This window comes from Cellulomonas denverensis (assembly GCF_012396125.1).
GTDB classification, from domain to species: domain Bacteria; phylum Actinomycetota; class Actinomycetes; order Actinomycetales; family Cellulomonadaceae; genus Cellulomonas; species Cellulomonas denverensis.
The window spans coordinates 140853-161116 of the sequence record NZ_JAAXOX010000004.1; the positions used below are offsets into that span (position 1 = coordinate 140853).

Below are 20264 nucleotides of genomic sequence, written 5' to 3' on the forward strand. Positions count from 1 at the left end.
TCAGTCCGGGCGGTGGCTCCGGCGGACACTGCGCCGGTCGGCCCAGACCGCGGCGGCCGCGCCCAGCAGCCCGCCGAGCACCGCACCCGCGGCGGCGGACAGGAACCGGATCGCGCCCTCGCCCTCGAAGGCGCTGATGAAGGCCTGCCCCTGCTCCGCGGCCAGCTGCCCGGAGTCCGCCCTGGCGAACACCAGGGCCAGCACCACGCCGATCACCAGCCCGAGGAACGCCCCGGCGGTGATGAAGGCCCGGAACTTCGGCGCACGGCGCACGGTCGCGTCCGCCGCCACCCGCTCGAGCTCCTGCTCGGTGGGCAGCTCGCCCTCGTCCTGCGTCCCGTCGACCACCCGGCGATCCTAGGCGCTGCGACCGGGTGCCACCGGCCCGGCCCTACCCTCGGGGGTGTGATCTCCGCCTACCCCGCCACCGTCGCCGCCCCGGTGGAGCACGAGCTGGTGGAGAAGAAGTCCCGGTTCCTGACCCGGATCGAGCCGGTGTCCACCGTGGCCGAGGCCGACGCCGTGGTCGCCGCCCGCCGCAAGCAGTTCTGGGACGCCCGGCACCACTGCGTGGCCCTGACCGTCGGCCTGACCGCCGACCAGCAGCGCTCCAACGACGACGGCGAACCCTCCGGCACCGCGGGCATCCCGATGCTGGAGGTGCTGCGCCGCCGGGAACTGACCGACCTGGTCGCGGTGGTCACCCGGTACTTCGGTGGCGTGAAGCTCGGTGCCGGCGGCCTGGTCCGGGCGTACTCCACCGCGGTCTCCGAGACCCTGGACCGGGCGAGGCTGCTGCGCCGGCTGCCCGCCACGGTGGTCACGATCCCGGTGCCGCACACCGAGGCCGGCCGGTTGCACGGGGTGCTGGCCGCCTGGGCCGACGGTCACGACGCCGAGGTGCGGGAGGTGGACTACGGCGGCGAGCACGCGGTGTTCACCCTGGTGGTGCCACCCGCCGGGCTGGACGACCTGGACGCGGTGCTGGCGGCCGCGTCGGCGGGGGCGCTGCGGGCGATCCGGGGCGAGACCGTGGTGCTCAGCCGGGCCTGACTCAGCGCCGCCGAGTCGCCTGCAACGGCAGCAGCGCGGAGATGTCCGCCCGCTCCCCCGAGGCGGACACCCGCCCGTCGGCCACCGCATCCGCCCAGTCCAGCGCGCCGGTGGCCAGCTCCAGCCAGGTCTGCGGATCGGTCTCGACCACATTCGGCGGGGTGCCGCGGGTGTGCCGGGGCCCCTCGACGGCCTGCACTGCACCGTCCGGCGGCACCCGGACCTCCACGGTGTGGCCCGGGGCGACGTCGGCGAGCTCCTCCAGGGTGAACCGGACGGCGGTGCGGCGGGCGGTCAGGTCCTCCGGGTGGTCGCGCCAGGTGGTGACGGCGGCGCGGCCCACGGCGGGGTCGGTGCGACGACGGGGTGGCATGAGGCCATTGTCCCCGTCGCCGCGACCGGGGTCAGATCACGCCCAGGGCGAGCATCGCGTCGGCGACCCGGGTGAACCCGGCGATGTTGGCCCCGACCACGTAGTCGCCCGGCGCGCCGAACTCCTCCGCGGTGGCGGCGCAGCGGTCGTGGATGCCGCGCATGATGTCGGCCAGCCGCTGCTCGGTGTAGTCGAAGGTCCAGGCGTCCCGGCTGGCGTTCTGCTGCATCTCCAGCGCGGAGGTGGCCACACCGCCGGCGTTGGCGGCCTTGCCCGGGGCGAACAGCACCCGCTCGTTCTGGAACAGCTCGACGGCGTCCGGGGTGGTGGGCATGTTCGCGCCCTCGGCGACCGCCAGCACACCGGCGGCGATCAGCGACTTGGCGTCGGCGGCGGTGAGCTCGTTCTGGGTGGCACAGGGCAGCGCGACCTCGGCCGGCACGTCCCACACCCGGGCGTCCGGGGAGTAGCGGGCGTTCGGGCGGCGCTCGGCGTAGGCACGCACCGGCAGCCGCTCGGCCAGCCGCACCTGCTTGAGCAGATCCAGGTCCAGGCCGTCCTCGTCCAGCACGGCACCGTGCGAGTCCGAGCAGGCGACCACGTGCGCACCGAGCTGCTGGGCCTTCTCCACCGCGTGCAGCGCGACGTTCCCGGAGCCGGAGACCACCACGCGCAGGCCGGCCATCGACCGGTCGCGGGTGTGCAGCATCTCCTCGGCGAACAGCACGGTGCCGTAGCCGGTGGCCTCGGTGCGGACCAGCGACCCGCCCCACTCCACGCCCTTGCCGGTCAGCGCGCCGGACTCGTAGCGGTTGGTGATCCGCTTGTACTGGCCGAACAGGTAGCCGATCTCCCGGGTGCCCACACCGATGTCACCGGCCGGCACGTCGGTGTACTCGCCGATGTGCCGGGCCAGCTCGGTCATGAACGACTGGCAGAACCGCATCACCTCGGCGTCGGAACGCCCGCGCGGGTCGAAGTCGGACCCGCCCTTGCCACCGCCGAGCGGCATGCCGGTCAGCGCGTTCTTGAACACCTGCTCGAAGCCGAGGAACTTCACGATCCCGAGGTAGACCGACGGGTGGAACCGCAGCCCGCCCTTGTACGGCCCGAGCACCGAGGAGTACTCCACCCGGAAGCCGCGGTTGACCCGGATCACCCCGGAGTCGTCCACCCACGGCACCCGGAAGATGATCTGCCGTTCCGGCTCGCACAGCCGCTCCAGCACGGCGGCGTCCGCGTACTCCGGGCGGGCGTCGATCACCGGGCCGAGGCTGTCCACCACCTCTCGCACGGCCTGGTGGAACTCCGTCTCACCGGGGTTCCGGCGCAGGACTTCCTCGAACACGGCGGTGAGGCGGGGATGCACGGTCATGACTCCTCGTGGTCGGTGACAGGCTGCGGCACAGGGTAGGGGCGGGCGAGCGCCTCTCGATGGGACCTGCGGGCGGCCGATGACCACAAGGTCGTGCTGTGCGGACTGCCATCGTGCACCCAATGCCCGAATGGCATGCGCCGGCGTCTCAACCGGCGGGACACCCGCTCAGCCGAAGTAGCGCGGCAGCGTCCCCTCGAATGCCTCCCGGGCCTCGGACAGCGGCAGGGTGAACAGCCCCTGCACCTCCACCGCGGCGGCGTGCACGTGGTCGGCGGGCAGCTCGTCCACCGGCGCACCGGCACCCGGGGTGCAGGTCTCGGCGGTCTCCCCGATCTTGAGCACCGGCACGCCCTGCGCGGTGCACAGGTCCTCCAGCCGGACCTCCTCGCCGCGCGGCACCGCGACCAGGGCGCGGGCGGTCGACTCGGAGAACAGCAGCTCGAACGGGGTCAGCCCGCTGCGCTCGGCCAGCGGCCCGAGATCGACCTGCACGCCGACGCCGTAGCGCAGGCTGGACTCGACCAGCGCCTGGGCCAGACCGCCCTCGGACAGGTCGTGCGCCGCGTCGGCCACCCCGTCCCGGGCGGCCCGGATCAGCACCTCGGCCAGCCGGCGCTCGGCGTCCAGGTCCACCTGCGGCGGCACGCCACCGAGGTGCTGGTGCGCGACCTCGGCCCAGGCGGAGCCGTCCAGCTCGGCGCGGGTGACGCCCAGCAGGTAGACCGACTGCCCGGGCTCGGTCCAGCCGGAGCGGACCGCCTTGGCCACGTCGTCCAGCACGCCGAGCACGCCGACCACCGGGGTCGGGTGGATCGCGGAGTCGATCTTGCCGGGCTCGCCGGTGCCGTTGTACAGCGAGACGTTGCCGCCGGTCACCGGCACGGACAGCGCCTGGCAGGCCTCCGCCAGACCCTCGATCGCCCGGACCAGCTGCCACATCGACGCCGGGTCCTCCGGGCTGCCGAAGTTCAGGCAGTCGGTGACCGCCAGCGGCCGGGCGCCGGAGGTCGCCACGTTCCGGTACGCCTCCGCGAGCGCCAGCTGCGCCCCGGTGTACGGGTCGAGCTTGGCGTAGCGGCCGTTCGCGTCGGTGGCCAGGGCGACACCCAGGCCGGTGGACTCGTCCACCCGGATCACCCCGGCGTCGTCCGGCTGCGCGGCGGCGGTGTTGCCCTGCACGAACCGGTCGTACTGGTCGGTGACCCACGCCTTGGATGCCAGGTTGGGCGAGGCCAGCAGGTCCAGCACGGTCCGGCGCAGCTCCGCACCGGTGGCCGGCCGGGCCAGCCCCGCGGTGGTGTCCGCGTTCAGGCCGCCCTGCCAGGTCGGCACCGAGTACGGCCGGTCGTACACCGGGCCCTCGTGCGCGACGGTCTTCGGGTCGACGTCCACGATCCGGCGGCCGTGGTGGTCGATGGTCAGCCGCCCGGTGCCGGTGACCTCGCCGATCACCGCGGTCTCGACGTCCCACTTGGCGGTGATCGCCAGGAAGGCGTCCAGCTGGTCCGGGCGGACCACGGCCATCATCCGCTCCTGGGACTCGGACATCAGGATCTCGCCCGCGGTCAGCGTCGGGTCGCGCAGCAGCACGTTCTCCAGGTCGACGTGCATGCCGCCGTCACCGTTGGAGGCCAGCTCACTGGTCGCGCAGGAGATCCCGGCGGCGCCCAGGTCCTGGATGCCCTCCACCACGTGGGCGGCGAACAGCTCCAGGCAGCACTCGATCAGCACCTTCTCCATGAAGGGGTCGCCGACCTGCACGCTGGGCCGCTTGGACGGCTTGGTGTCGTCGAAGGTCTCCGACGCCAGGATCGACGCCCCGCCGATCCCGTCACCGCCGGTCCGCGCCCCGAACAGCACCACCTTGTTGCCGACCCCGGAGGCGTTGGCCAGGTGGATGTCCTCGTGCCGGAGCACGCCCAGGCACAGCGCGTTCACCAGCGGGTTGCCCTGGTAGGAGGCGTCGAAGACCAGCTCGCCGCCGATGTTCGGCAGGCCGAGGCTGTTGCCGTACCCGCCGACCCCGGAGACCACGCCGTGCACCACGCGGGCGGTGTCCGGGTGGTCGATCGCGCCGAACCGCAGCTGGTCCATCACCGCCACCGGCCGGGCGCCCATCGAGATGATGTCCCGCACGATCCCGCCGACCCCGGTGGCCGCACCCTGGTACGGCTCGACGTAGGACGGGTGGTTGTGCGACTCGACCTTGAACGTGACCGCCCAGCCGTCACCGATGTCCACCACACCGGCGTTCTCCCCGATCCCGACCAGCAGGTGCTCGCGCATCGCGTCGGTGGTCTTCGCCCCGAAGGTGCTCAGGTGCTTCTTGCTGGACTTGTACGAGCAGTGCTCCGACCACATCACCGAGTACATCGCCAGCTCGGCGGCGGTGGGGCGGCGGCCCAGGATGTCCCGGATCCGCTTGTACTCCTCCGGCTTGAGCCCCAGCTCCGCGAAGGGCTGCTCCTGGTCCGGCGTCTGCGCCGCGTGCTCGACGGTGTCCGTGGTGTCGGTGGTGGACGTGGTCATCGGATCCCTTGCGGATGGTGCCCGGGCGGCCCGGGGCGGGACGGCGTCGGGGCACAGGCTACCCGCGGATCGACACCGGCACGGGCGGCGCGGGCGGGGCCTACAGTCGTCCGCATCATGACCCGCCTCGCCCTCGCCCTGTTCGCCGGGCTGCTGATCCTCACCGCCTGCACCGCCGCCCCGGACGATCCGGCCCCCACCGCCGAGCCGACCGCCCCGGCGACCACGGCCGCCGCGCAGGACGTCACGGCGGCGGAGCTGCGCGGCACCGGCACCGCGCTGACCGTCGGCGGCCTGACCGTGCAGTACCGGGTGACCGACGGTGCGGTGCCGGGGCAGACCAGTGACGAGGACGGTGCGACCACGCTGGAGCTGTCCACCGACTCCGGCGAGGATCTGGTGCTGCTGGCCGCCCCGGAGGGCTGGACCGCCGAGGCACTGTCCGACGGCGGGGTGCTGCTGCGGGACCCCGCGGGGCTGGCGGCGGCCGGGATCGACGCGGACGGGGCGCAGGCGACCGTGGCGCCGGACGGCCTGATCGGGTTCCGGGCGACCGTGCCACCGGCGACCGTCCGGCTGACCCTGGCCACGGTCGCGGTGCGCTCGGCGACCTGGGCGGACCTGGACGACGAGGGTGGCCGGTCGCTGGCGGTGGTGCCGAGCACCTGGGCGCGCGGCGGCGGACTGGTGGTGGACGCGCTGCTCTGGGCCCAGCTGGTGGCCGCACAGCCGGAGGCGGACAGCCAGGGCATGCACGACCAGCTGACCTGCCACCAGGTCGGCGCCCCGGACAAGGAGAGCTGGAACCTAGAACCGTGGCGCCCGGACGTCGGCCTGGTCCAGACCATGCTGGCCCGCTGCAACCCGTCCTGACCGCCGACGCTCCCCACGGCCCCGCTTCCTCCTCGAGAGTGCACGAATGCACGCTTCCCGGGCCGGGAGGCGTGCATTCGTGCACTCTCGGCGAGACGGGGACGGGCCGGTCAGCGCAGGTGCGCCCGGCGGGCGGTCCAGCGCATCAGCCACCGGGCGCGGCGGCGCGGTGGGACGGTGAGCAGCAGCAGGGCGAGCTGGTCGGCGGTGCGCAGCGGGCTGCGGGGCAGGGCGAACAACAGGTGGTCGACGTACTCGGACTCGACCTGGGTGTCCGGCCCGGTGCGGCCCAGCCGCAGCGCCGCCAGGGTGGACAGGTACGGCCCGGCCAGCGGGGAGACCGTGGTGGTCGACTCCGGGTGCACCCGGTAGAACAGGTCGCCGCTGTCCACCCGGGGGATGCTGCCGATCAGCCGGGCCACCGAGTGCAGCAGCACGTAGTCGTCCAGCGCCCGGGCGTGCGGTGCGCAGCCGCCGGCGCTGATCGCCAGGGTCCGGTCGTAGAGCACGGCGGTGGTGACGGTGACCGGGCCGCGGCGGATCCGGTCGAAGTCCAGGTGTTCGACCCGGCCCGAGCCGTCCAGCGTCCGGGTGTCGACCAGCTCGGGTTCGGCGCCGGCGTCGATCCAGTGGTCCGCCCAGTCCTCCCGGCCGTCGGCGAGCGCGTGCAGGGCGGCCCGGTCCTGGTGCAGCGCGAACGCGCGCTCGGTGCCGGCCACCGCCGGGGAGCCGGTGTCCTCGGCCAGCGCGAGCAGGGTGCTCAGCCGGCTGCGGTGCCACAGGTCGTCCTGGTCCAGGAAGCCCACCCACTGCCCGGCCGCCTCGGCCAGCCCGCGATTCCGGGCGACGGCCACGCCACGGTTCGGTTGCCGGACCACCCGGGACACCGCCGGGTGTGCCTCGGCCAGGTCGTCGCTGCCGTCGGTGGACCCGTCGTCGACCACCAGCACTTCCAGGTCGGGGTGGTCCTGGGCGGCCAGCGAGTCCAGGGTCGGCCGCAGATGCCGCGACCCGTTGTAGGTCGGCACCACGACCGTCACCAGTGCACCCATGCCCCGTGTCTACCGGACAAATCACACTGAAAGCGGCAGATCATCCGAAAGCACCCGGATGGCCGAGTCGCCGTGATCGGGGAACAATTCGCGCGCTGCTAGTGTCATGACCACCATGCGCCACCTCACCGACACCCCCCGCACCCGCTGCTGTCGACCCCTGTCGACCGCCGCGTGCTGTTGTCGCTGACCTGACGCACCCGGCGCCGTCCCCGCGAGCGCCCCGACCGCCCACGGCACGGGCCGCGGCGAGGACCCACCCGCGGTCACCCCGCACCCCCTCCCCCTGCGCGCCGTTCCCGGCCCACCCGTACGCTCGACGGACGGCGCATCCCTCCTGCTCAGCCTGTCCTGGGCACTCCGCAAAGGAATCCCGCACGTGCGACTCCGTCACCGCGCCGGTCTCGGCGCCTCCCTCACTCTGGTCACGGCCCTCGCCCTGGCCGCCTGCGGTTCGGGCGGTTCCGGCTCCGGGGCCACCGACTCGGCCGACGACGCCGAGATCGTGATCGGTTCCACCAACGAGCCCACCGGCCTGGTCCGCAACGTCGGCGGATCCTCCGGCATCTCCCAGACCATGACCCGGAACGTCTACGAGGGCCTGACCAGCGTGGACGTCGACGGGCAGGTGATCCCCACCCTCGCCGAGTCCTGGGACGTGTCCGAGGACGGGCTGACCTACACCTTCCACCTGCAGACCGAGGCCGCCTTCCACGACGGCACCGACCTGACCGCGGACGACGTGGTGTGGTCGATCACCGAGGCGATCGGCCCGGACTCCAAGGCCGCCCGCAAGAGTGACCTGCAGACCATCGAGCAGGTCACCGCGGTGGACGACGACACCGTCGAGCTGGACCTGTCCCGCCCGTCGCAGGGCCTGACGTTCTACCTGGCCTCGATCACCATCGTGCAGGACGGCGACACCGAGCTGACCGCCGACAACGGCACCGGCCCCTACCGGTTCGTCGAGTGGGTGCAGGGCGACCACCTCACCATCGAGCGCAATGACGACTACTGGGGCGAGCCGGCCAAGAACTCCGGTGTGACGTTCCGGTTCTTCCAGGACACCACGGCGCTGAACAACGCCCTGCTCACCGGCGACCTGGACCTGGTCATCGCCGAGGACTCGCCGGACCAGCTGGTGCAGTTCCGGGACAACCCGGACTTCACGATCACCGAGGGCACCAGCACCACCAAGCAGCTCTGGGCGTTCAACGACCGGCAGGCGCCCTTCGACGACGTCCGGGTCCGGCAGGCGCTGTACCGGGCGATCGACCGCGAGGCGATCCTGTCGGCGGTGTGGGACGGCTACGGCCAGGTGATCGGCTCGATGGTCCCGCCGACCGACCCCTGGTACGTCGACCTGTCCGAGCAGAACGCCTACGACCCGGCCGGTGCCCAGGCGCTGCTGGCCGAGGCCGGGGTCAGCGACCTGACCGTGTCGGTGGACTACATCCCGGACGACACCACCGAGGCGATCCTGGCGCTGCTGACCAAGAACCTGGCCGCGGTCGGCGTCACCCTGACCCCGAACCCGATCGACGACGCCACCTGGTACCAGAAGGTGTACACCGACCACGACTTCGACACCACGCTGATGGGCCACGTCAACCCGCGTGACGTGCTCTGGTACGCCAACCCCGACTTCTACTGGGGCTACGACAACCCCGAGGTGCAGGAGTGGGTGGCCCAGGCCGACCAGGCGGCGACCGAGGACGAGCAGGTCGAGCTGCTGACCCGGGTGAACGAGACCATCGGCGAGGAGGCGGCGTCCGCCTGGCTGTACCTCGACCCGCAGATCCGGGTGGCGCGCGCGGAGATCACCGGCTTCCCGGAGAACCAGGTGACCGAGTCGTTCTACGTCGCGGACATCACGCGGTCATGAGGGCGGTACTGCTCCGGATCGGCGCCCTGCTGGTCTCGCTGGTGCTGGCCAGCGTGGTGGTCTTCGCGGTGCTCCGGCTGCTGCCGGGCGACGCGGCGGGCGCCTCGCTCGGGGTCGGCACCACCACCGACCAGTTGGAGTCGTTGCGCAGCGAGCTGGGCACCGATCAGCCGGTGCCGGTGCAGTACGCCCAGTGGGTGGGCGACCTGGTCCGCGGCGATCTGGGGGACTCGTTCACGTCCCGCCAGCCCGTCGCGGACCTGGTCGCCGCCAAACTCCCGATCACGGTGCCGCTCAGCCTGGCCGCCTTCGTGCTGGCCGTGCTGATCTCGGTGCCGCTCGGGGTGATCGCCGCGGTGTACCGCCGCGGGCCGGTCGGGGTCGCGGTCTCCGCGGTCAGCCAGCTCGGCGTCGCCGTCCCGGTGTTCTGGGTCGGTGTGCTGCTGGTGCTGGTCTTCGCACTGAAGCTCGGCTGGCTGCCCTCCGGCGGGTTCCCGCGCCAGGGCTGGGACGACCCGGCCGGCGCGATCCGGTCGCTCACCCTGCCGGTGATCACGGTCGCGATCGCGATGTCCGCGGTGATGGTGCGCTACGTGCGCTCGGCCACCCTGGACGTGCTGGACCAGGACTACCTGCGCACCGCCCGCTCGCTCGGCTACTCCCGCTGGCAGGCGCTGCGGCGGCACGGGCTGCGCAACGCCGCGGTGCCGGTGGTGTCCATCCTCGGGATCGAGCTGGCCACCTCGCTGCTCGGCGCGGTCGTGATCGAGAACGTCTTCGCGCTGCCCGGCCTGGGCACGCTGCTGCTCACCTCGGTCACCGGCCGCGACCTGCCGGTGGTGCAGACCCTGGTGCTGGCCCTGACCGCGGTGGTGCTGGTGATGAACGCCCTGGTGGACGTGGTGCAGCGGGTCATCGATCCCCGGCTGCGACTGGCGGGGGTGGCCTGATGAGCGTCGACCTCACCGCCCCGGTCGACACCGACGCCCCGGCGACCGTCCGCCGCCGGCCCCGCCGCTGGTCGCCCTCCCTGATCGCCGGTCTGGTGCTGGTCGGGCTGGTCGCCGTGGTCGGACTGGTCTCCCTGGTCTGGACCCCGTACGCGCTGGACGACACCGGTTCCGGCGAACGCCTCGGCGGGCCCAGCGCCGCGCACTGGGCGGGCACCGACCGGCTCGGCCGCGACCTGTTCAGCCAGATCATGGTCGGCGCCGGCAACGCCCTGGTGGTCGCCGCCGCGTCGATGCTGGTCGCCGGGGTGCTGGGCATGCTGATCGGTGTGCTGGCCGGCGCCACCCGCAAGTGGGTGGACGTCACACTGCTGTCCGCGGTCGACCTGCTGATCGCCTTCCCCACCCTGCTGCTGGCCATGCTGATCGTGACCGTGCGCGGCGCCTCGCTGTCCTCGGCGATCTGGGCGATCGGCATCGCGGGCTCGGCGGTGATCGCACGGGTGACCCGGGTGAATGTCGCCCGGGTGCTGCGCGAGGACTACATCACCGCCGCGCACGCCGCCGGCACCGGCTGGTGGGGCACCATCACCCGGCACGTGATCCCGAACATCGCCCCCACCCTGCTGGTGCAGCTGATGCTGCTCGGCGGCTCCGCGGTGCTGGCCGAGGCCTCACTGTCCTACCTCGGCCTGGGCGCCCCGCCGCCGAACGCCTCCTGGGGCCGGTTGCTGCACGAGGCGCAGTCCACGATGACCGTCCAGCCCTGGGGCGCGATCCTGCCCGGCCTGGCGATCGTGATCACGGTGCTCGGCCTGAACCTGCTCGGCGACGGGATCCGCGAGCGCACCGACCCGAGCCTGCGGGGGGACCGATGAGCCTGCTCACCCTGGACGGCCTGACCGTCACCACCTCCACCGGCCGCACCCTGCTGGACCGGGTGTCCTGGTCCCTGGCCCCCGGTGGGCGGCTGGGCGTGGTCGGCGAGTCCGGCTCCGGCAAGTCGCTGACCGCCGCCGCGATCCTCGGCCTGCTGCCGGACGGGATGACCGCCACCGGCCGGGTGCTGCTGGACGGCACCGACCTGCTCACCCTGCCCGAACGGCGGCTGCGCTCGATCCGGGGCGGCCAGATCGCGATGGTCTTCCAGGAGCCGCTGACCGCCCTCGACCCGCTGATGACCGTCGGCCGCCAGATCACCGGCCCGCTGCGCCTGCACCGCGGACTGCGCGGAACCGCCGCCCGGGCCGAGGCCGCCCGGCTGGCCGGACTGGTCCGGCTGGACGACACCGAGCGCATCCTCGGCTCCTACCCGTGGCAACTGTCCGGCGGGCAGCGGCAACGGGTCGCCCTGGCGATGGCCCTGGCCTGCGAGCCGCGGATCCTGATCGCCGACGAGCCGACCACCGCGCTGGACGTCACGGTGCAGGCCGAGATCCTGGACCTGCTGGACGACCTGGTGGACCGCACCGGCGTCGGCCTGGTCTTCGTCTCGCACGATCTGCCGGTGGTGGCCCGGGTCGCCCGCGACCTGGCGGTGATGCGCGACGGCCGGGTGGTCGAACTCGGCCCGGTCGCCGACGCGCTGGCCGGTGCCGAGCACCCCTACACCCGCGAACTGGTCGCCGCCGCCCGCGCCGGGCAGCTGCCGCCGATGGAGGAACGATGACCACGCCCGTGCTGGCCGCCGAGCAGGTCACCCGCGTGTTCGGCAGCACCCGCGCCCTGGACGGCGTCGACCTGGCGGTGCACGCCGGGGGCTCGGTCGGCATCGTCGGCGAGTCCGGCTCCGGCAAGTCCACCCTGCTCCGGCTGCTGCTCGGCCTGGACTCGCCGACCTCCGGCACCGTCCGGTTCCGCGGCGAGACCCTGAACCGCCGCGACCGCGGGCTGCTGCGCCGACTGCGCCAGGACGTGCAGGTGGTGTTCCAGGACCCGCGCTCCTCCCTCGACCCCCGGATGTCGGTCGGGGCCGCGGTCGCCGAACCCCTGCGTTCGCTCCGGGTCCCCGGCGACCACCGGGCCCGGGTCGCGGAGGTGCTGCTCGCGGTCGGCCTCGACCCGGAGGTCGCCGGGCGGTACCCGGCCCAGTTCTCCGGCGGGCAGCGGCAGCGGATTGCGATCGCCCGGGCACTGGCCCCCTCCCCCAGCGTGCTGATCGCCGACGAGCCGGTCAGCGCCCTGGACGTGTCGGTCCGGGCCCAGGTGGTCGGGCTGCTGGACCAGCTCCGGATCGACCAGGGCCTCACCCTGGTGCTGGTCAGTCACGACATCGGCATCGTCGGCCGGCTGTGCGAGCAGACCGTGGTGCTGCACCACGGCCGGGTGGTCGAACAGGGCGGCACCGCCCAGGTCCTCGCGCAGCCCGCACAGGCCTACACCCGGCGACTGCTGGCGGCGGTGCCCCGACTCGGATAGTCACCCGGGCGTCGGTGCGGCCCGCCCGGACCGCACGCTCAATGGGGAACGGGCCGGTCAGGACCGGCGACGGCGGCGCACCAGCACCGCCAGTGCCGCAGTCCCCGCCAACCCGGCCGCCAGGGCGATCGGCCACCGCGTCGCCGAGTCCCGGCGCGCGATCCCACCGGTCGCCACCTCGGGGCCGCGCGGCGACGTCGTCGTCGCCACCGCCGCCGGGTCGGTGTGCACGGCGGTGCCGTCCGGGGTGATCGCCACCGCGGCAACCGTGCCGGTCAGCCCGCCGGAGGCGTCCGGGCCGATCGAGCAGGTGGTGGTGCCGCCCGGTGGGATGTCGCCGGTGGAGCAGCTGGTCGCCGGTGCGTCCCCGTCGCCCGCGTCCACCACGAGCCCCGGGTCGGACAGGGTCAGGTCGCCGGTGTTGGTCAGTTCGACCACCGCACCGGTGGCGGTCTCGGACACCTCGCCCACGGACAGCCCGGCCGTCCCGGCGCCGTGCACCACGACCCGGGCGCGTTCCAGCCGGCCGGTCGCCGCGGTGGCCTCCACGGTCAGTTCCGCCCAGCCCCGGTCCACGTCGTCCTGGGTCAGGGCGTAGCGGACCGCGACGCACTGCGCGGTGCTGGTGCTCTGCGTGCCCGCTCCCGCGGCGCTGGCCCCGGTCGAGCTGATCCCGGTCGAGCCGGACCCTGCCGAGCCGGACCCGTCGGTGCTGGTCCTGGTCGAGCTCGCCCCGCCGGTGGTGGTCCCGCCGGTGCACTCGGCGCCGCTGCGTGACCCGTCGGGCATGGTGACCGCGAGCGTGTCGCCGGGGGTCACGCCGGCCCGGATCGTGAGCACGTCACCGGCCCGGGTGTAGGAGCCGGAGCGCGGCATGCCCTCCGCGTCCCGGACCGCGGTGGACACGGACAGCGCCGGGGTGTGCGCCCGGGCGGGCAGGGACAGGCCGGGGACGGACAACACGGTGCCCACCGCGCCCAGCGCCGCCACCAGCCCCAGCCCGGCCAGTCGCCGCCGAGGTGCCCGCCCGGTCACGGCGACCGGTCCGCGCCGGTCATGCCGGTTCCGGGAACGCCGACACGGCGCCGGGCACCGGGCCCGACGCCGTGACGACGCTCAGCGATGACGACTCAGAGGCCGACATTGCCGTACTGCTCGCGGAGCTGGCGCTTGAGCACCTTGCCGGTGCCGTTCTTCGGCAGCGCCTCGACCACGAAGATGTGGCGCGGCACCTTGAAGCTGGCCAGGATCCGGCGGGCGAAGGTCTGCAGCGCCTTCGGGTCCACCGCGGCACCCGGACGCGGCACCACGACCGCGATCACGGCCTCGATGTAGACCGGGTCGGCCACACCGAAGACCGCGCACTCGTGCACGTCCTCGTGCGAGGTGATCGCGTTCTCCACCTCGACCGTGCTGACCTTCTCGCCGCCGATGTTGATCGTGTCCCGCATCCGGTCCACGAAGTACAGCCGGCCGGTCGGCGCCCGGTAGCCCAGGTCACCGCTGTGCAGCCAACCGCCGCGGAACAGGTGCCGGGTCGCGGCCTCGTCCCGGTAGTAGCCCAGCGCGGTGTGCGGCGAGCGGAAGCAGACCTCACCGACCACGCCATCGGCCAGCGGCTTGTTCTCCTCGTCCAGGATCGCCATCTCGACGTTCAGGGCGGGACGGCCGGCCGACCCGGCGAACGCGATCTGCTCCTCCGGGGTCAGCACGGTCGCGATCGGCGACATCTCGGTCTGGCCGTAGTAGTTCCACAGCCGGACGTGCGGCAGCTGCTCGTGCAGGCGGCGCAGCACCTGCACCGGCATCGCCGAGGCACCGTAGTAGCCCTTGCGCACCGAGGCGAAGGACTCGGCGTTGAAGTCCGGGCTGGCCAGGATCTCGATCCACTTGGTCGGCGTGGCGAACATCTTGGTCACCTGGTGCGCCTTGAGCATCCGCATGATCTCGGTCGGCGTGCCGTTGCGCACGATCACCGAGGTCGCACCGACGTACAGGTCCGGGCCGAGGAACGCGTCCATCTGACCGGTGTGGTACATCGGCATGAAGTGCAGCTCGACGTCGTCGGCCACGTACTCGCCGTCCGCGACCACCGAGGCGTACTGCCACATCAGTGCGCGGGAGCTGAGCATGACCGCCTTCGGCAGGGACTCGCTGCCCGAGGTGAACATCAGGCGCACCGGGTCGCTGTCGTCGACGTCCACCCGGTTCGGGGTGCCCTCGAAGCTCGCCCAGTCGCCGAAGTCGCCCCAGCCCAGCTCGGTCGCCTTCGAGGACGGCTCGATCACCAGGCGGGTGACGTCGCTGCGACCGGCCATCTCCAGGGCCTCGGTCGCGACCTCGACGCAGTGCCGGTCCACGATGAACGCCCGCGGGTCGACCAGCGTGATCAGCTTGGAGACCTCGTCGGCGGTCAGGAAAGTGTTCACCGGGGCGAGCACGGCGCCGGCCCGGGCGATCGACCACGGCAGGACGGCCAGCTGCCAGCAGTTGCGCGACATCACCATGACGACGTCGCCCTTGGCCAGGCCGGCGGACTGAGCGGCGGCGGCGACCCGGTCGCACACCCCGTCGAGCTCGGCGTAGGTGAAGCGGGTGTCACCGTCGATGATCGCGGTGGAGGAGGGGTTGCGGACAGCACTGCGACGCGGAATGTCACCGATCGACTGGCTGCGCACGGTCAGGGGTGCGGTGTTGTTCTTGGCCATGATTCCTTCTGTCGGTTGTGTCGAGAGGTATTCAGTTGTCGACCGTGACGTCGAGGAACTCGACGCTCGACGGTTCCGGCTCGCCGAGCAGGCCGAACGCGGTCCGCACCACGACCTGTCCGATCAGGGCAGTGACCTTGCCGTCGCCGCCCCACCATTGGGAGTCCCAGTCACTTCCGGTCGCGACCAGCGCGGGGGATCCCCCGGCGCCCACGAACCGGACCGTGACCGCGAAGGTGCCGTCGCCCCGGGGCTCCACCACGCTGCGTGCCTCCACGGTGGAGACCCAGGCGAGGCTGTCCAGGGAGGCCAGGCGCTGACCCCAGTCGGCGTCCGAGTCGCGGACCAGCACCGCCTCTGGCTTGGGGTCGGCCACCGACTCGCCCACGGAACGCCGGGCGAGCTGCTCGGCCCGGACCCGGGCGAGCGACACCGCGGCGTCCTTCGCCCGTGGCGACTGGTTCGGGTGCGCCCCGTCGAACACCAGGTAGGGGTGCAGACCCTCGATCTCCACGTGCCGCTCGGCCGGAGCCGGCACGGGTGCGACGGGTGCCGGGGCCGCCACGGTCGCGGAGTCCGGAATGCCCAGGCCGTGCGTGGTCACCTGCGGGGCCTCGGTCTGCTGCGGCGCGGGCACCACCACCGGCTGGGCGGGGATCACCACCGGCACCGGAGCGGGGGCGGCCACCGGGGCCGGGACGACGACCGGGGCCGGGGCGGGTGCCGCCACTGGGGCAGGCGCGGGCGTCGCGACCGGGGCGGGCGGTGTGGCAGCCGCCGGGGTGGCGACCGCGGCGGGGCTCACCACCGGCGGGTTCGGCGCCGGGATCACCACCGGCACCGGCGCGGGCTCGGGCGCCGCCGCGGACACCTGCAGCGGATCGACGGAGCCCGGAGTCGGGGCAAGGTGGTGCACGACCTCCACCGGGGGCGCGGGCTCCGCGACGACGACCGGGGCGGGCGCCGGGACCACCACGGGTGCGGGGGCGGGCTGCGACACCACCGGGGCGGGAGCGGGCTGGGCGGGAGCGGTCGCGGCCGGCACGGTCTCCGCGTGGACGGCCCCGGGATGGGTCGTCTCGGTCGGGGCGGGCGCTGTCGCCACGGGGGCGGGCTCGGCGATCGCCGCCGCGGTCGGGGCGGGCTCGGGTGCCACCGGTGCGGGCTGAGCGCTCACCGCGGCGGGGGCCGGCTCGGGCGCGACCGGGACAGGCTCCGGCAGCACAGGGGTCGGCTCCGGCTCGACCTGGGCCGGCTCGGGCAGGGACTTGATCGGTTCGACGACCGCGGCGGGCTGTTCCGCAGCGACGACCGGGGCGGGCACCGCGTCGGGCGTACCCGGCAGCGGGGACCCGGCAGCCTCGGTGGCTCTCGGTACGTCGGGGATCGGGGTGCTCGTCGGTGAGGTCATCTCCAGCTCCGATGCGGGCTCGGTTGAGGTCGGGAAGGTGGTCATGGGCGCGTCCTGCTCCGGCAGCACCGGGGATGACAGCGGGGACGCGGGCCCCGCGGTCAGCCACGACGGCACCGGGGTGGTGGCCGGCGGTACCTCGTCGTCCAGTCGCTCCGCCGGGCTGCGCGGGATCGCGGTGGCAGCCGGGGCGACCAGCCAGGACGGCGGGCTGACCGGCTCGGGGTCCGGAAGCACGTCGGCACCGGCCTCGACCCGCTCCGGCGTGCTCGCATCCAGCTCCGGCGCGCGGCTGTCCGGGCCGGTCGTGATGGGCTGCTGAGCCGGGGCGGGCTGCTGCTCGGCCGCAACGGGGAGGTCCGGCTCCCCGGTGGCAGCGGCGTCGACCGCGTCGCCTTCGGCGTTCGGCAGGTCGTCGGTGTCGGCGAGCGCGGTGTCGGCCGCGTCCGCCGCCTCGGTGTCAGCGAGCGCCTGAGCGTCCGCGGAGCCGGGGGCGCCGTCGACGTCAGTGGTGTCGGCCGGCGCGTCCAGACCATCGACGGCCGAGTCCGTGGCCTCGGGCGCCTCGGTGTCCGGTCCGCCGGTCGAGTCGGCGTCCGTGGCCGGCGCGACGGAGTCGTGCGCCTCCGCGTCCGGGGCGTCATCCTGGCGCGCCGCGTCGTCCCGCAGGTCTGTGCCCTGTGCCGAGCCGTGCAGATCGGTGGCGCGCCCACCGTCCTCCAGGTCGATGCGCTCTGCGGTGTCGTCCTGGTGCTCGGCCGTGACGGCCTCGGCGTGCGGCTCGGACGAGTCGTGTTCGGGGCCGGCGGGCACGTCGCCGACCGCCTCCGGGGCCTCGGCCGTGGTGGGCTCCGGCGACTCGGCCGGGGTGGGCGCGTCCGCGGGCGGGTTCGGCGCCTCGTCGCGGGCGAGGGGGGTGTGGTCGGGCGCCTCGACCGTCTCGGTGTCCGCCGAGGGGTCCTCCGGCGCCTGGGGCGTGCCGGCCGTCAGCGGCGGCCAGCTGTGCTGGACCTGCGGGGCGTCCTCGAGGCTGCTGCTGCGGCGGCCGAAGGTGGGGCCGATCTCCAGGCGGCGGCTGCGCAGCTCGTCGAGTGCGCGCCACATCGACCGGGAGGAACCCGACCGCTGCGGCTCGGCGGTGTCGGGGCCGGCGCCCTCGGCCACGGCTGCGCGGTCCGCGGGCTCGTCGGCGCGCTCGGGGGCGGGCTGCACACCGGTGTCCGCGGCACGGTCATCGGCGGAGGCGGGTGCCTCGTCGGCGGCGGCGATCGGCTCGACGGTCGTGGCGGGGGCCTCGTCCTCGGCGAACCAGGAGTCGGCGACGCCGGGGCCGAGGGCCATCGCCACCAGGAAGCGGGGGTAGCCGGCCCGGAACACCTCGATGTCGGCGTGGATGGCGGCGCAGCGCTCACACTCGGACAGGTGGGTCGCCAGGGTGAGGCGGTCGGGCTCGGGCAGTGCACCCTCGGTGGCCTCGCGGACCAGGAGTGCGACCTGGGCGCGGCAGCGCGACAGGTTCTTCTCCGCGGCGAGCCGGGTCTTGAGCCAGCCGGTGACCAGGGCGCGGCGGCCCTGCTCGTAGCGCGCGCCGAGCTCGTCGGAATCGATCCCGAGGTGCTGGGCGGCGGAGTCCTCGGTGAGGCGCTCGATGTCGCCGAACCACAGTCCCTCGCGGGCGGAACCGGGCAGCTTCACGAACAGGCGCTCGGCGAGCTGTCCGCCCGGGCGGGGCGCAGGCTCATCGGCTTCCTCCCGCACCGGTCCGCGCTGGGCGCGCAGTTGGGTGTAGAGGAACAGGCGCAGATCGTGGCCGGAGGGGCCACCACCGTCGGTGAGCTTCTGGGCGAGCGAGGCGCCGATCGACTCCAGGTCCGGCTCACCGGTCTCGCCGGCGGCGTGCCAGGCGCGACGCAGCGCGGGAACGGTGCGCTCCCAGAGCCAGGCCAGCGCGAGGGTGTCCCCCTGCTTGGCCTTGCTGACCAACTCGGCGTCGCCCGGTGCACGCAGGACGTCGCCATGTGTCGGACGGGGGTTGCCTTCAGCCACGTCTACTTCCTTCCTCGGGTCGCTCACGTCGGTCAGGTGGTGCTCCGGCCGCCCTGGTCGGGGGCCAACAGGTCGTCGAGCCAGTCGAGGCCCTCGTCGTCGCCCGGCGCGGACGGTTCGTCCTCGTCGGAGTCGTCGCCGAACAGGGCGTCGAGCCAGTCGTCGCCGTCCTCGTCGGTGTCGGCGTCGTCGGTCGCGTCCCCGCCCAGCAGGTCGGCGAGCCAGTCCGTGTCCTCGTCCTCGTCCGGCTGGGCCGCGGGCACTGTCTGCACCGCGTCGTCCGGCTCGGGCTCGGCCGCCTGCTCGGTGGCCGCGACCGATGCCGTGACCTCCGCCGGCGCCTCGATCGGCTCCGGTTCCGGCATCGGGAACGGGTCGAACATGTCGTCGGCCTCGTCCAGCTCGTCCAGCTCGGTCCCGCCGGACACCTCGTCCGGCTCGGCCATGCCCGCGGGCACCTCCTCCGGCTCGACCGCAGGACCAGCCAGCTCGGCCGTGCCGTCGACCTGCTCGCCGACCACCGGGTCCGCGTCGGACAGCTCGTCCAGCTCGGCGGGCAGTTCGTCCCGCTCGTCGATCCCCGGCACCTGCTCGTCGGTGCCGGACACCTCGTCCAGCTCGGCCGCCTGCCCCGGCTCCGGCGCCTCGTCCAGCTCCGGTGCCCCGCCCAGCTCCGGTGCCCCGTCGGACACCTCCGCCTCCGCGACCTCGACCGGCTCGACCGCCTCCACGTCGGTGGCCGGCTCGGCCACCTCGTCGGCCACTGCCTCGGCCGACCCGACCGCCTCGCCTCCGTCCGGCTCCGGGCCGTCGCCGGTCCCGGCCGACAGCCCCTCGATCTCGGCGACCGGCACGTCCCCGGCGCTCTCCAGCTCCCCGGCCACCGGCACGCCCGCACCCGTCTCCGGCGTCCCGGCGACCAGCACCTCCGCACCCGTCTCCAGCTCCCCGGCCACCGGCAGGTCCGCCGACTCCCCGCGCCGCCGCAGCCGGACCAGCTCGCGGATCGCGAACCCGCCCGCGGTGACCAGGACCAGAGCCGACGCCCCGAAGGCGACGAACCGCCAGACCTCGACCGTGCCGCCCTCCTCGGCCACCTCGGTGACCGTGACCGAGCCGATCAGGCAGCGGATCGGCGCGACGTCGGTGGCATAGGACAGCTCCCAGGCGGTGGCGCCGGCGGGTGCGACCACCCACTCCCGGCCGACCACCACCCCGTCCGCCCCGGCGAAGAAGACCTCCAGCCGGTGCTCGGCGGATGCGGTGTCCGGGTCGGTGATCCGGCCCTGCGCGAGCCAGGTGCCGCCCTGGTCGGTGCAGCTGTCCAGGGTGGCGAGGGGACCGGCGTCGGTCGCGCTGAGCGGGGGCGCCCCGACGGCGTCGGTGGCCGGACCGAAGACCCAGACACCTGCGATCGCCATCGCCAGGACAGCCGCAGGTGCTGGCTTCACACCGACTGCCTTCCTCTCGTCCGTCGTGGGAGCGGCGGGGTGCGGCCCGCCCCGTGCGAGACGCGGGCCGCACCGCCTGCCCCTCACGGGGCCCGGTCCGGGCACGCCACCCCGACCGGAGTGGATCGCCGACGTGC

16 protein-coding genes are annotated in these 20264 nt (G+C 73.9%); 7 read left to right on the top strand and 9 right to left on the bottom strand.

All coding sequences use genetic code 11. The features are described from left to right. Complete coding sequence (locus HGA03_RS18885) at positions 1-348, bottom strand: histidine kinase (protein WP_203767039.1); 348 nt, start codon at positions 346-348, stop codon at positions 1-3. Positions 349-405: 57 nt separating this feature from the next. Between HGA03_RS18885 and HGA03_RS18890 the strand changes: the two genes are divergently transcribed. After that, positions 406-1053 carry an IMPACT family protein gene (locus tag HGA03_RS18890; RefSeq protein ID WP_203767037.1) on the top strand — a complete coding sequence of 216 codons (648 nt, stop codon included), beginning with the start codon at positions 406-408 and terminating at the stop codon, positions 1051-1053. Position 1054: 1 nt separating this feature from the next. Here the strand turns inward: HGA03_RS18890 and HGA03_RS09975 are convergent, their stop codons facing one another. The 3 genes from HGA03_RS09975 to purL form a co-directional block, all read right to left on the bottom strand. Further along, a complete protein-coding gene (locus tag HGA03_RS09975) occupies positions 1055-1426 on the bottom strand; it encodes a sterol carrier family protein (RefSeq protein WP_168630115.1) in 372 nt (123 codons plus the stop codon). Positions 1427-1457: 31 nt separating this feature from the next. Next, a complete protein-coding gene (gdhA, locus tag HGA03_RS09980; RefSeq protein ID WP_203767058.1) occupies positions 1458-2795 on the bottom strand; it encodes an NADP-specific glutamate dehydrogenase in 1338 nt (445 codons plus the stop codon). Positions 2796-2969: 174 nt separating this feature from the next. Beyond that, positions 2970-5333 (bottom strand): phosphoribosylformylglycinamidine synthase subunit PurL, encoded by a 2364-nt coding sequence (gene purL / locus HGA03_RS09985; RefSeq protein ID WP_168630117.1) that lies wholly within the window; start codon positions 5331-5333, stop codon positions 2970-2972. Between the two features lie 117 nt (positions 5334-5450). On the opposite strand from purL, the gene HGA03_RS18455 reads away from it, so the two are divergent. Continuing rightward, entirely contained in the window at positions 5451-6206 is a 756-nt protein-coding gene (locus HGA03_RS18455) for a DUF2599 domain-containing protein (protein ID WP_203767035.1), read from the top strand. A gap of 110 nt (positions 6207-6316) precedes the next feature. Here HGA03_RS18455 and HGA03_RS09995 read toward each other — a convergent pair whose 3' ends face one another. Beyond that, positions 6317-7258, bottom strand: a complete 942-nt coding sequence (locus tag HGA03_RS09995) for a glycosyltransferase family A protein (RefSeq protein WP_168630118.1) — start codon at positions 7256-7258, stop codon at positions 6317-6319. Positions 7259-7637: 379 nt separating this feature from the next. On the opposite strand from HGA03_RS09995, the gene HGA03_RS10000 reads away from it, so the two are divergent. Genes HGA03_RS10000 through HGA03_RS10020 form a run of 5 tightly spaced genes read left to right on the top strand, consistent with a single transcriptional unit; the run spans position 7638 to position 12511 of the window. After that, the gene (locus HGA03_RS10000; RefSeq protein ID WP_168630119.1) at positions 7638-9143 is read left to right on the top strand and encodes an ABC transporter substrate-binding protein; all 1506 of its coding nucleotides are present in this window, start codon (positions 7638-7640) and stop codon (positions 9141-9143) included. Beyond that, the gene (locus HGA03_RS10005) at positions 9140-10093 is read left to right on the top strand and encodes an ABC transporter permease (protein WP_168630120.1); all 954 of its coding nucleotides are present in this window, start codon (positions 9140-9142) and stop codon (positions 10091-10093) included. Before HGA03_RS10000 ends, HGA03_RS10005 begins: the two co-directional genes overlap by 4 nt. Further along, positions 10093-10971 carry an ABC transporter permease gene (locus tag HGA03_RS10010; RefSeq protein WP_168630121.1) on the top strand — a complete coding sequence of 293 codons (879 nt, stop codon included), beginning with the start codon at positions 10093-10095 and terminating at the stop codon, positions 10969-10971. The genes HGA03_RS10005 and HGA03_RS10010 overlap by 1 nt, the downstream gene beginning before the upstream one ends. After that, complete coding sequence (locus HGA03_RS10015) at positions 10968-11762, top strand: ATP-binding cassette domain-containing protein (protein WP_168630122.1); 795 nt, start codon at positions 10968-10970, stop codon at positions 11760-11762. The genes HGA03_RS10010 and HGA03_RS10015 overlap by 4 nt, the downstream gene beginning before the upstream one ends. Then, complete coding sequence (locus tag HGA03_RS10020) at positions 11759-12511, top strand: ABC transporter ATP-binding protein (RefSeq protein WP_168630123.1); 753 nt, start codon at positions 11759-11761, stop codon at positions 12509-12511. Before HGA03_RS10015 ends, HGA03_RS10020 begins: the two co-directional genes overlap by 4 nt. Before the next feature lie 57 nt (positions 12512-12568). Here HGA03_RS10020 and HGA03_RS10025 read toward each other — a convergent pair whose 3' ends face one another. The 4 genes from HGA03_RS10025 to HGA03_RS10040 form a co-directional block, all read right to left on the bottom strand. Further along, positions 12569-13546 carry a hypothetical protein gene (locus HGA03_RS10025; protein WP_168630124.1) on the bottom strand — a complete coding sequence of 326 codons (978 nt, stop codon included), beginning with the start codon at positions 13544-13546 and terminating at the stop codon, positions 12569-12571. A gap of 95 nt (positions 13547-13641) precedes the next feature. Then, positions 13642-15219 (bottom strand): AMP-binding protein, encoded by a 1578-nt coding sequence (locus HGA03_RS10030; RefSeq protein ID WP_168630125.1) that lies wholly within the window; start codon positions 15217-15219, stop codon positions 13642-13644. A gap of 31 nt (positions 15220-15250) precedes the next feature. Then, positions 15251-18676 carry a hypothetical protein gene (locus tag HGA03_RS10035; RefSeq protein WP_168630126.1) on the bottom strand — a complete coding sequence of 1142 codons (3426 nt, stop codon included), beginning with the start codon at positions 18674-18676 and terminating at the stop codon, positions 15251-15253. A gap of 32 nt (positions 18677-18708) precedes the next feature. Next, a complete protein-coding gene (locus HGA03_RS10040; RefSeq protein WP_168630127.1) occupies positions 18709-20127 on the bottom strand; it encodes a hypothetical protein in 1419 nt (472 codons plus the stop codon). Between the last annotated feature and the right edge of the window lie 137 nt (positions 20128-20264).